Raw genomic sequence first — 12,009 nt, 5'->3', positions numbered from 1 at the left:
GCCGAGAGCTCCCGCCGGATGATCGCGGCGTTCTCCATGTAGAAGCCGATCAGCGCCTTCACCTGGGCCTGACCTTCCGGGGAGTAGACCGCCTCGGCACCGCGCTGCACGATGTAGCTCACCCCGTTGAACTTGGTGCTCTGGCGGCGGTTCCACAGGGCCCAGAGTTCCACCTTCTCGCCGTTGGCCGCCGTGCCCTTCAGGCCCCGGGGCACCACGGTGAGGGCACAGCGGGTGCCGGTGAAGCCGGCGTTCTTCGAGAACGAACGGAATTCGATCGCGCACTCGCGGGCCCCCTCGATCTCGTAGATCGAGTGGGGCAGGGAGGGGTCCTGGATGAAGGCCTCGTAGGCGGCATCGAACAGGATCAGGGCGTCGTGGGCGCGGGCGTAGTCCACCCAGGCCTCGAGCTGCGCCCGGCTGGCGACCGCCCCGGTGGGGTTGTTGGGGAAGCAGAGGTAGATCAGATCCACCGGTTCGGTGGGGATCTGGGCGGTGAAGCCGTTCTCCGCATTGATCGGCAGGTAGGTGAGGCCGCCGTACTGACCCGATGCATCGGCCTCGCCGGTGCGGCCGGCCATCACGTTGCTGTCCACGTACACCGGGTACACCGGATCGGTCACGGCGATGCGGTTGCCCTCACCCAGGATGTCGAGAATGTTGCTGCTGTCGCACTTGCTGCCGTCCGACACGAAGATCTCCTCGGCGGAGATGTCGCAGCCGCGGGCCTGGAAGTCGTGGGCGGCGATCGCCTCGCGCAGCCACGGGTAGCCCTGCTCCGGCCCGTAGCCGTGGAAGCCCTCGCGGGTGCCCATCGCATCGATGGCGGCCTTCATGGCGGTGCGGCAGGCCTCAGGCAGCGGTTCGGTCACATCGCCGATGCCCAGGCGGATGATCGCGGCTTCGGGGTTGGCCTCGCTGAAGGCCTTCACCCGCCGGGCGATCTCGGGGAACAGGTAGCCCGCCTTGAGCTTGAGGTAGTTGCCGTTGACCTGCACCACAGGTGGCTGCGCGAATTGCTGGCGGCATCTTGCTATGGCCGCCGGCCTGAGCGGAGGACGCCTGAGCCCTGCCCGCTGCGCTCCCGGCCGGGAGGCTGCATACGATCGAGGGCAGGCCTGCCGCCTCCACCTTGACCGTTGCTCCCGTCCCTGAGGCCGCGGCTGCCCAGCCGATCGATCTGGACGATCTGATCGACCGGACGATCAGCAAACCCGCCCGCTACATCGGCCATGAGCTGGGGGTTGAGCCGCGCCCGTGGGACGCGGCGGACGTGCGCTGGGCCCTGACCTACCCCGAGGTCTACGAGGTGGGGGCCAGCAACCTCGGCCACATCATTCTCTATTCCATTCTCAACGCCCTGCCGGGGCAGCTCTGCGACCGGGCCTACCTGCCGGCTGCCGATCTCGCGGCGCGGTTGCGGCAGCGCCAGCTCGCCCTGTTCGGGGTGGAGAGCCGACGGCCGCTGCCGGCCTTCGACATCCTCGGCTTCAGCCTCAGCTACGAGCTCGGCGGCACCAACATCCTGGAGATGCTGGAGCTGGCCCGGGTGCCCCTCCGGGCCGCCGACCGCGGCGATCTGCCGCTGGATCACCCCCAGGCGCCGCCCCTGATCTTTGCCGGCGGGCCGACCGCCACGAGCAACCCGGAGCCCTTCGCGCCCTTCTTCGACTTCATCGCCCTCGGCGATGGCGAGGAGCTGCTGCCCGAAATCGGCCTGGTGGTGGCCGAGGCCAAGCGGGCCGGACTGAGCCGTCGCGACACCCTGCGCGATCTGGCCCAGGTGCCCGGCGTCTACGTGCCCGGCCTCTACGGCCCCGGCGCCGACGGGGTGACGATCGAGCCGCTGGAGCCCGGGTTGCCCCGTCGCATCCTGCGCCGCACGGCCACGCCCATGCCCCACTACGCCATGGGTCTGGTGCCCCACATCGAGACGGTCCATGACCGTCTGACGGTGGAGATCCGTCGCGGCTGCACGCGGGGCTGCCGCTTCTGCCAGCCGGGCATGCTCACCCGCCCGGCCCGGGACGTGGAACCGGAGGCGGTGATCGAGGCGGTGGAGGAGGGGATGCGCCGCACCGGCTACAGCGATTTCTCGCTGCTGTCCCTGAGCTGCTCCGACTACCTGGCCCTGCCCGCCGTCGGCGTGGAGCTGCGGAACCGCCTGGCCGAACGGAACGTGAGCCTCACGCTGCCCAGCCAGCGGGTGGATCGCTTTGACGACAACATCGCCCACATCCTCGGCGGCACCCGCAGGGCCGGGCTCACCTTCGCGCCGGAAGCCGGCACCCAGCGGCTGCGCGACATCGTCAACAAGGGACTCACCGACGCCGAACTGCTGCGGGGCATCCGCACGGCGATGGCGTCCGGCTACCGCAGGATCAAGCTCTATTTCATGATCGGCCTGCCCGGCGAGACCGATGCGGATGTGCTGGGCATCGCCGACACCTGCCGCGAGCTGCAGCAGCAGTGCCGCGACCTGGGCCGGCTGGAGCTGAACCTCACGATCAGCAACTTCACGCCCAAGCCCCACACCCCGTTCCAGTGGCACAGCGTCAGCACCGAGGAGTTCCGGCGGCGCCAGCAGCTGCTGCGCGGGGCCCTGCGCCAGCTGCGGGGCCTCAAGACCAACTTCACCGACGTGCGGCTCTCGGCGGTGGAGGATTTCGTCGGCCGGGGGGACCGGCGCCTCGCCCCGGTGATCGAGGCCGCCTGGCGGGCCGGGGCCGGGCTGGATGCCTGGTTCGAGTCGGCGGAGCGCACCTATGCCGCCTGGACCGGAGCGATCGCGGCCGCTGGCCTCGGGGGGCGCTACCGGGCGCTGGAGATGGGGGCCTGGAGTGCCGCCGAGGCGCTCAGTGGCGCTGACCTGGAGGCCTTCTGCCGCCAGAGCCTGCCCTGGGACCACATCGATTCCGGGCTCGACAAGCGCTGGCTGGCGGAGGATCTGCAGCGGGCTCTGGCGGCGGTCGTGGTGCCCGACTGCTCCTTCGAGGGGTGCAGCAGCTGCGGGGTCTGTGGCCCGGAGCTGGGCCACAACGTGGTGATTCCGGCGCCGCCGATTCCGTCCCAGCAGCCCCAGGGGGCCCCGGCCAGCGAGCGGGTGCAGCGCCTGCGCCTCGGCTTCGCCAAGACCGGTGCCCTGGCCCTGATCAGCCACCTCGACACGCTGCGCCTGCTGGAGCGCACCCTGCGCCGCAGTGGTCTGCCGGTGAGTTTCACCGGGGGCTTCCATCCCCTGCCCCGGCTGCAGCTGGCTCTGCCCCTGCCCCTCGGCGTGGAGGGGAGCGGCGAGTGGCTCGACCTGGAGCTCACCGAGGCGCTCCCCCCCGCCGAGGTGCGGAGCCGTTGGCAGGCCACCCTGCCGCCGGAGCTGCAGCTGCTGTCGGCCGGCCAGGTGGAGACCTTCGGCCCCAGCCTCTCCCAGGAGCTGGAGGCGGCCCACTGGTCGATCGCCCTGGCGACGCCTGCGGGCGTCGCGCTTCCCACGGCGGGCCGCTGGCGGGAGGCCATCGCCGCCCTGCTGGCCTCCACCTCCCTCCCCTGGGAGGACACCGACAAGAAGGGCCGGCCCCGCAGCCGCGAGTGCCGCGGCGCCCTGCTGGCCCTGCGCTGGTCCGCCGACCTGCCGCCGGGTGACGTCCCGGCCGGGCCGGTGGTGCTGGAACTGGAGGCCGCGGTGGATCCGGCGGGCCGCAGCCTGCGGCCTGAGCAGCTGGCCCACTGGCTCTCGCAGCGGCTTGGCGTGCCCCTGGAGCCCGGCCGTCTTCGCCGCACAGCCCTGATCCTGCGCGAGGAATCCGCCGCAGGCGAGGGGGCGGGCACCTCCCCGAGGGGCTGAGGGAGGCGCGTGCTAATTTCCTCCCAAGGCGATCAGGCTGTCTGCCTGCAAGCTTCCCGCCGCCTTCCCGCAGCGCCACAAGCTTTTTCAGCGCAACCAGCAGCAGTCCGTCACCTCCGTTGGCGGCCCTGCCCTGAGTGACCACTCTTGGACTCTCGCCCCACCGCTTTCACGTCCCAACCGTTCTGAAAGCGCTCCGCGGCCCCGATGCGCGGTGATTTTTGAGCAGCCTTTGCAGCATCGTTGTGGCGCCGGGTCATCCCCGCGCCGACGCCGTTCCCTCCTCGCCACCCAGCAACGCGGACCGGCCTGTGGTCTGCCGCTTCGCTTAACCCACGGCCAGGCCCCGTACGGGCCTAACCCCTTCCCCCATGCCCCAGCAGATCGTCATTGCCGAGCAACTGCGGATCGCCGCGGTTCTCAACGACGAACGTGTTGATGAGTTGATCGTGGCCCAGGGCCGCTACCAGATCGGTGACGTCTACCTCGGCACGGTCGAGAACGTTCTGCCCGGCATCGATGCCGCGTTCGTCAACATCGGAGAGAGTGAGAAGAACGGTTTCATCCACGTCACGGATCTGGGTCCGCTCCGGCTGAAGAAGGGGGCCGCGGGCATCACCGAGCTGCTCGAGCCGAAGCAGAAGGTGCTCGTTCAGGTGATGAAGGAGCCCACGGGCAGCAAGGGCCCCCGGCTCACCGGCAACCTCACCCTGCCGGGCCGTTTCCTGGTGCTGCAGCCCCACGGCCAGGGGGTCAACATCTCCAGACGCGTCAATGGCGACAACGAGCGCAACCGGCTGCGCGCCCTGGGGGTTCTGATCAAGCCTCCCGGTGCCGGCCTGCTGATCCGCACCGAGGCGGAGGGTGTCAGCGAGGAGCTGCTGATCGACGATCTCGAGTCGCTGCTGCGGCAGTGGGAAGCGATCCAGACCGCTGCCGAGGGGGCCAACCCTCCGGTGCTGCTGAACCGCGATGAAGACTTCATCCATCGCGTGCTGCGGGATCTCTACAGCCCTGATCTGGTGCGGGTGGTCGTCGACAGCGCCGAGGGCGTGGCCCGAGCCAATGCCTTCCTGGGCCACGACCACACCAACGTGCTCGTCGAAGCCCATGCCGAGCCCACCGAGATCCTCGAGGCGTTCCGGGTCAACGCCGCCATCCACGATGCCCTGAAGCCGCGGGTGGATCTGCCCTCCGGGGGCTACGTGATCATCGAGCCCACCGAGGCCCTCACGGTGATCGATGTCAACTCCGGCTCCTTCACCCGCTCCGCCAACGCCCGCGAGACGGTGCTGTGGACCAACTGTGAGGCCGCTGTCGAAATTGCCCGACAGCTGAAGCTGCGCAACATCGGGGGTGTGGTGGTGGTTGACTTCATCGACATGGAGTCGCGCCGCGACCAGCTCCAGCTGCTGGAGCACTTCACCCAGGCCGTGCGTGACGATACGGCCCGCCCCCAGATCGCTCAACTGACCGAGCTGGGCCTGGTGGAGCTCACCCGCAAGCGCCAGGGACAGAACATCTACGAACTGTTCGGCAGGGCCTGTCCCAGTTGCGGTGGGCTGGGCCATGTGGCCGTGCTCCCCGGCAAGGACACCCTCCAGCCCCTGGCCAGTGCGGGCGGGCTGGTGCGCACCGTCCCGGCCGCCCGGGCCGAGGCTCTGGCCCCGGCTGCCGCTGCGGAGAGCAACGGGGCCGGTCGCCGCCGCCGCGGCGGTCGCGGTGGCCGTCTGCAGACCACCGAATCCGCCGATTCCACCACGGTGTTCGTTCCTGTGGCTCCCCTGCTGGAGAGCGTTCCCAGCGAGGCCCCCAGGCCGTCGGCCGGGGATGGCGCCAGCCGGCGCCCGGAGCCCGAAGTGGTGGCAGTGCCCATGGACGACACCCAGGAGGAGGTCTACGGATGGCTCGGCCTCAGCCCCGCCCTGCTGCTCGATCCGCCGCCCGCCGCCGACAACGTGGTGGTCCGGGTGGTCCGCCCGGGCGATGACGCCGAGGCGGTGGTGGAACAGACCCGCCAGCAGCTGGTGGCCAGTGGTTCCCGCCGCCGACGGGGCCGCGGCGGACGCAGCGGTGCTGCCCAGGCCAGCCCCTCCGGCGAAGCCACCCCGGCCGCCGCTGCGTCCGCCGCTCCCGCCTCCGTGGAGATCACCCCGCTGCCGCTCCAGAGCAGCCCCGAGACTGTCGTGACGGTCTCCGTGCCCACCCGGTCGCGCGAGGAGCCTGTGCTGGAGCCTGTGGCCGTGGCACAGGCAGCCGTGGCACAGGCAGCCGTGGCACAGGCAGCCGTGGCGGAACCGGCAGGGGATGACAGCGCCGAACCCCGCCGGCGCCGCCGGCGATCCTCGGCGGTGGTCTGACCCCACGGTTGGACCCCGATGCCTGGCAGGGGATGGATCCCGCCGACTGCGCCGGGATCGACGAAGTCGGGCGGGGCTGTCTGTTCGGTCCGGTTCTGGCCGGCGCGGTGGTTCTCCCCGCCCCAGCGGTTCAGGCCCTGCTGGACGATGGCCTCACCGACAGCAAGCGGCTCAGTGCGCGTCGCCGGGCGGCCCTCGTGCCGCTGATCCGGCAGCGGGCCGTGGCCTGGGCCCTGGGTCAGGCGTCCGCCAGCGAAATCGATCGGTTCGGCATCCGGGCCGCCACCGAACAGGCCATGCGCCGGGCTCTGGCGAAGCTGCCGCAGCTGCCGGGGCTCGTTCTGGTCGATGGCGTGCTGCCCCTGCGCGGCTGGTCCGGGGAGCAGACCACTCTGGTGCGCGGCGATAGCCGCTGTGCCGCCATCGCCGCCGCCAGCGTGCTGGCGAAGGTGGCGCGGGACGAGCTGATCGTCCGGCTGGCTGGGCGCTTCCCGGGCTACGGGCTGGAACGGCATGCCGGCTATGGCACCTCGCAGCACCGGGAGGCCTTGCGCTCCCTCGGCCCCACGCCGCTGCACCGCCTCAGCTTTCTGCGCAACCTGTCGAGAGGGGGGCCTCGCTCCTAGAGCCGCCGCGGTCGTGCTCTGCGCACCAGCACTGGAAGTCGTCCACCAGCTGCTGCCCCACCCTGTGCTTGATGCCCCCGAGGATCCCGGCCAGCAGGGTCTTGCCGGTGCTCTCGAGCACCCTGGCCGGGATCAGCCGCAGCAGGGGTGGCTGGCTCACCTGCACCGCCAGCGTGGCTTCGCCCTCCAGGCCCTCCTCGCCGGCGGCGAGCCAGGAGCCCAGGGTGAGCTGGAAGTCATCCACCAGGCCCAGCCCCTCCAGCTGGCAGTCGCTCGCTTCCAGCTCGAGCCGCCCGGGCTGGACATGGGTGCACAGTTCCACCACCGGGTGGATCTGAAGCTGGAACACCTGCAGGTGGGTGACGGCGTAGCGGTAGCGGCCCGGCCCCAGCCGTTCCAGCTGGGTTGGATCGAGCAGGGCCTTCACCACCCGGTCCTCATCGGCCAGGTAGGCAGCGAGCTGCTGCTGCCGGTCGTCGACGGCGAGTTGCAGTTGCTGACTGGCGCTGAAGGCCAGGGGCATGGCCAGCAGGCCGGCGCGGCATGATCCTATCGGCCTCCCCCGGGGGCCCAGTTTCGTCGGCGGTTGTGATGCGCGTTGCCTTTCTTGGCCCGGTGGGTACCTATGGCGAGCAGGCGGCGCTGCAGCTCATCGCGCTGGAGGGTTGGGGGGATGCCGTGCTAGTGCCCCAGCTCGGCATCCGGGCGGTTGTGCAGGCCCTGGCCCGCGGCGATTGCGATGCCGCCGTGGTGCCGGTGGAGAACTCCGTGGAGGGCGGGGTGACCGCCTGCCTCGATGCTCTGTGGGAGCACCCCGATCTCGCGGTGGTCCGCGCCCTGGTGCTGCCCGTGCGCCATGCGCTGGTGGGATCAGGGTCGCTCGAGGGCATCAGCGAGGTGCTGTCCCACCCCCAGGCCCTGGCCCAGTGCAGCCAGTGGCTGGCGGAGCACCTGCCGCGGGCCCTGCAGCTTCCCACCAGTTCCACGGCCGACGCGGCCCGGATGGTCGCCGGCAGCCGCTTCCGTGGCGCCATCGCCTCCCGCCAGGCTGCCGTGGAGCACGGCCTGCAGGTGCTGGCCTACCCGGTCAATGACGTGCCGGGGAACTGCACCCGCTTCCTGCTGCTGCGGCGTGGGCCCCGCGCCCACGAGGGGCCGCTGGCCAGCCTGGCGTTCTCGCTCCACTCCAACCAGCCCGGTGCCCTGCTCGAGGCCCTGGGCTGCTTCGCCCGCCGCGGCCTCAACATGAGCCGCATCGAGTCGCGGCCCTCCAAGCGGGAGATGGGGGAATACATCTTCTTCGTGGATCTGGAGCTCCCCCAGGCGGCGGGTGTGCTCGAAGGGGCGCTCGAAGAGCTTGGGCCCCTGTGTGAACATCTCGCCCTGTTCGGTGCCTACCCGATCACCAACCAGCCCTGATCACCACCAGGCCCTGATCGCCAGCAAGGTCTAGGCGGGCTTCTGGCCCCGGAACACGCCGAACTGCATCAGGCCATGGGCGAAGGCCCAGTGCATCAGCAGGATCGTGGGGGTCTCCCTCAGGGCCTGGAGCAGGGCCCCCGGGCCGAGACCGAGGATGGCGGCCGGTCGCCTGGCCCCTTCCAGGATCGAATCGATCCAGGAGGGCAGGGTGGGGGCGGTCCAGTCGGCGGTGTCGATGGGGATGGCGGCCCCCCAGGGGCTGGAGCTCAGGTTGGCCTGGAGGGAGCGGATGCTGGCGAACTCGGGATGGGCCCACTGTTCGAGCAGCTGCCGCATCACCCAGCGTTCCCGCCGGCTGAGGGCACCATCGCTGGGATCCCGCCGGTTCCAGTCCGCCACCGCCAGCCGTCCGCCCGGCCGGAGCACCCGCAGAAGTTCATCGGCATAGCGCTGTTTGTCCGGCATGTGGGGAGAGGCCTCCACACTCCACACCGCGTCGAAGCGGCCATCCGGCAGATCGAGGGCGAGGGCGTCCATCACGGCGAAGCGGCAGTGGGCGGCCAGGGGGCCGGGCGTGAGCTCCCGGGCCCTGGCGATCTGCAGGGGGCTGATGCTGATCCCCAGCACATCCAGGCCGTAGTCCCGGGCCAGGATCCGGGCGCTGCCGCCGATGCCGCAACCGACATCCAGCACGCGGCTGCCGGGCGGGAGCTGATCCAAGCCGCTCCAGCGCACCAGTTCATGCACGAAGTCCTCCTTCGCCCGGCGGAAATCCCGACCGCCGGGGCCGACGGGAGGCTCGCCGTAGTGCCCCAGGTGGATGTGGTCGCCCCAGAGGCGTTCAAGCAGTGCGTCCTGGGTCCAGCGGTCGTAGGCAGCCGCCACACTCGTGGCGTCCTGGTAGCGACGGTTGCGGCGCAGCCACACGACAGCGGCCGCCACGAGCAGCACGGCCGTCGCCAGCACAACGGCCACCGGCCAGCTGATCGGAATCATGGCGGGCTTACTGGGGTTGGAAGGTGTCCTTCAGCACGGTGCGGGCGGCCAGCTGCCGGCGGGTCTGATCGAGCAGGTCGAATTCCTGGCGCAGCCGTTCTGCGGTGTCGGTGATTTCCAGCAGGCCCTGCTGGTGGTCGGCCACCGGCCCGCCCAGATGGGCACCGATCCAGAAGGACAGTTCCCGCGGCAGGTCCGGCAGATCGCTGGGCAGGGCAGCGGGTTTGCCGATCAGTTTGGCGGTCAGTTCGACGACGTCCCGCAGGGCCTGGTTCACCTCGGTGGCCAGGGCCTCCAGATCATCGGCAGGGCTCTGGGCATCGTCCTCGATCCAGCTCACCAGGCCGACGCGGAAGGGCGCTTCCCGGACGATGTCGAGCACCCTGAAGCGCTGCTGCCCCATCGTGACGATGTTGCTGCGGTCGTCGTCCTGGGTCTGGCAGTGAATGATCTCGGCACAACAGCCCACCGAGGCCATCTGCTTGGACTTGGGATCCCAGCGCACCACACCGAAGCGTCGATCCTCCGCCATCACGGTGCGGAGCAGCATCCGATAGCGGGGTTCGAAGATGTGCAACGGCAGCACTTCCTGGGGGAAGAGCACGACGTCGGGCAAGGGGAATAGGGGCAGCTCCCTTACGGCCAGTTCACCCATGGCTTCAGCAGGAGTTGCCCGGTGATCCTAGGAACACCATCCCCGGGTCGCGCAGCGCCAGGGATGGTTGTCGCCGGATGCTCAGAGCTTCACCTCGATGTCCACGCCACTGGGCAGGTCCAGCTTCATCAGGGCGTCGATGGTCTTGGCCGAGGGGCTGTAGATGTCGATGATCCGGCGGTGGGTGCGGGTCTCGAAGTGCTCACGGGAGTCCTTGTCCACGTGGGGGGAGCGGAGCACGCAGTAGATCTTGCGCTTGGTGGGCAGGGGGATCGGACCGATCGCCGTGGCAGCGGTGTGGTCGGCGGTCTCGATGATTTTTTCGCAGGAGAGATCGAGCATGCGGCGATCGAACGCCTTGAGGCGGATGCGGATCTTCTGCTGGGCGATGGCGGTGGACATGGGAGCTGGCGGCGGGGCGCTGGCGCGGAAGAAATGGACTTGGGCGGATGCGCTGGGGAGCGAAGGCCCGGGCAGACCGCAGAGATGCGGTCACGGCAGTGCCGGATTGTCGAGGTACGGGGCCCTAAATTGCCCGTTGGGTGCCCCAGGGCACCCAACGGGCAATTTAGGGCAGGGCGTGACGGCTGGGATGAGCTGTCACGCCCTGCCCCTCGTCCAGTCGATCAGGCGAGGATCTTGGAGACCACGCCCGCACCGATGGTGCGGCCGCCTTCACGGATGGCGAAGCGCATGCCCTGCTCGATGGCCACGGGGCAGATCAGCTCACCGGTCATCTTGATGCGGTCTCCGGGCATCACCATTTCCACGTTGGAGCCGTCGTCGGCGGTGAAGGCGGTGATCTGGCCGGTCACATCCGTCGTGCGGATGTAGAACTGCGGGCGATAGCCGGCGAAGAAGGGGGTGTGACGACCACCCTCCTCTTTCTTGAGCACGTACACCTCTCCCTCGAACTTGGTGTGGGGGGTGATCGAGCCGGGCTTCACCAGCACCATGCCGCGCTCGATGTCCTCCTTCTGGATGCCGCGGAGCAGCAGACCGACGTTGTCGCCAGCCATGCCCTCGTCGAGCAGCTTGCGGAACATTTCCACACCGGTGACGGTGCTCTTGCGGGTGTCCTTGATGCCGACGATCTCGATCTCTTCGCCGACCTTCACCTTGCCGCGCTCGATCCGGCCGGTGGCGACGGTGCCGCGACCGGTGATCGAGAACACGTCCTCGACGGCCATCAGGAACGGCTTGTCGATTTCACGCTCGGGCTCGGGGATGGCGGAATCCACGGCATCCATCAGGTCGCCGATCTTGGCTTCCCATTCGGCATCGCCCTCAAGGGCCTTGAGACCCGAGACCTGGATGACGGGGATGTCATCGCCGGGGAAGTCGTAGCTGCTGAGCAGTTCACGCACTTCCAGTTCGACCAGCTCGAGGATCTCCTCGTCATCCACCATGTCGCACTTGTTCAGTGCGACGACCAGTGCCGGAACACCCACCTGCTTGGCCAGCAGGATGTGCTCCTTGGTCTGGGCCATGGGGCCATCGGTGGCGGCCACCACCAGGATCGCGCCGTCCATCTGGGCGGCACCGGTGATCATGTTCTTCACGTAGTCCGCGTGGCCGGGGCAGTCCACGTGGGCGTAGTGCCGGTTGTTGGTTTCGTACTCGACGTGGGCCGTGTTGATGGTGATGCCGCGCTCACGCTCCTCGGGAGCACCGTCGATCTGGTCATAGGCCTGGGCCTTCGCCATACCCTTCTTGGCCAGCACGTTGGTGATGGCGGCGGTGAGGGTGGTCTTGCCGTGATCAACGTGGCCGATGGTGCCGATGTTGACGTGGGGCTTGTTCCTTTCGAACTTCTCGCGAGCCATGGGAGAAAAGAATCGGGGGGTTAATGGGTATGGTGAAGATCAGGACTTGCCCTGATTCTTGGAGATGATGGCCTCGGCCACGTTGCGAGGAACTTCCTCGTAGTGGCTGAATTCCATCGAGAAGATACCCCGACCCTGGGTCATGGATCGGAGTTGGGTGGCGTAGCCGAACATCTCGGCCAGAGGCACCTTGGCCTGGACCTTGGACTGCCCATCGTCGATGGACTGGCCCTCGACCTGACCGCGGCGCGAGGAAAGGTCGCCGATCACCGAACCGAGGAAA

Annotated in this window: 10 protein-coding genes and 1 pseudogene; 4 read left to right on the top strand and 7 right to left on the bottom strand. The window is 69.2% G+C overall.

Going from position 1 to position 12,009, the window contains the following annotated elements:
* Window positions 1-1,001 (bottom strand): LL-diaminopimelate aminotransferase (locus ACLD7X_RS14515; RefSeq protein ID WP_411424370.1); only part of this gene is annotated, 1,001 nt, incomplete at its 3' end.
* A gap of 131 nt (window positions 1,002-1,132) precedes the next feature.
* Between ACLD7X_RS14515 and ACLD7X_RS14510 the strand changes: the two genes are divergently transcribed.
* The 3 genes from ACLD7X_RS14510 (at window position 1,133) to ACLD7X_RS14500 (ending at window position 6,827) form a co-directional block, all read left to right on the top strand.
* Window positions 1,133-3,841: a TIGR03960 family B12-binding radical SAM protein gene (locus tag ACLD7X_RS14510; RefSeq protein WP_411424369.1), complete on the top strand. Its 2,709-nt coding sequence runs from the start codon at window positions 1,133-1,135 to the stop codon at window positions 3,839-3,841.
* Window positions 3,842-4,212: 371 nt separating this feature from the next.
* On the top strand, window positions 4,213-6,201 hold the full coding sequence (locus ACLD7X_RS14505; protein WP_411424368.1) for an Rne/Rng family ribonuclease: 1,989 nt from the start codon (window positions 4,213-4,215) through the stop codon (window positions 6,199-6,201).
* Between the two features lie 8 nt (window positions 6,202-6,209).
* On the top strand, window positions 6,210-6,827 hold the full coding sequence (locus tag ACLD7X_RS14500; protein WP_425625275.1) for a ribonuclease HII: 618 nt from the start codon (window positions 6,210-6,212) through the stop codon (window positions 6,825-6,827).
* On the opposite strand, the gene ACLD7X_RS14495 is transcribed toward ACLD7X_RS14500, so the two are convergent.
* On the bottom strand, window positions 6,784-7,350 hold the full coding sequence (locus tag ACLD7X_RS14495; protein ID WP_411424366.1) for a DUF1997 domain-containing protein: 567 nt from the start codon (window positions 7,348-7,350) through the stop codon (window positions 6,784-6,786). The genes ACLD7X_RS14500 and ACLD7X_RS14495 overlap by 44 nt on opposite strands.
* A gap of 68 nt (window positions 7,351-7,418) precedes the next feature.
* Here ACLD7X_RS14495 and pheA point away from each other — a divergent pair, with 68 nt between their 5' ends.
* Window positions 7,419-8,246, top strand: a complete 828-nt coding sequence (gene pheA, locus ACLD7X_RS14490; protein WP_411424365.1) for a prephenate dehydratase — start codon at window positions 7,419-7,421, stop codon at window positions 8,244-8,246.
* 30 nt (window positions 8,247-8,276) lie between these two features.
* On the opposite strand, the gene ACLD7X_RS14485 is transcribed toward pheA, so the two are convergent.
* The 5 genes and pseudogenes from ACLD7X_RS14485 to fusA form a co-directional block, all read right to left on the bottom strand.
* Entirely contained in the window at window positions 8,277-9,245 is a 969-nt protein-coding gene (locus ACLD7X_RS14485) for a methyltransferase domain-containing protein (protein ID WP_411424364.1), read from the bottom strand.
* Window positions 9,246-9,252: 7 nt separating this feature from the next.
* On the bottom strand, window positions 9,253-9,900 hold the full coding sequence (locus ACLD7X_RS14480) for an LON peptidase substrate-binding domain-containing protein (RefSeq protein WP_411424363.1): 648 nt from the start codon (window positions 9,898-9,900) through the stop codon (window positions 9,253-9,255).
* Window positions 9,901-9,981: 81 nt separating this feature from the next.
* Entirely contained in the window at window positions 9,982-10,302 is a 321-nt protein-coding gene (gene rpsJ, locus ACLD7X_RS14475; RefSeq protein ID WP_006910513.1) for a 30S ribosomal protein S10, read from the bottom strand.
* A 224-nt stretch (window positions 10,303-10,526) separates the two neighbouring features.
* Complete coding sequence (tuf, locus tag ACLD7X_RS14470; RefSeq protein WP_411424362.1) at window positions 10,527-11,726, bottom strand: elongation factor Tu; 1,200 nt, start codon at window positions 11,724-11,726, stop codon at window positions 10,527-10,529.
* Between the two features lie 39 nt (window positions 11,727-11,765).
* Window positions 11,766-12,009: pseudogene (gene fusA / locus ACLD7X_RS14465) on the bottom strand (elongation factor G); the annotation flags it as partial.

The organism is Aphanothece microscopica RSMan92 (assembly GCF_046613545.2).
GTDB lineage: Bacteria > Cyanobacteriota > Cyanobacteriia > PCC-6307 > Cyanobiaceae > NIES-981.
Note: the sequence above shows the minus strand (reverse complement) of the source record. Positions and strands in the feature narration are given on the sequence as shown.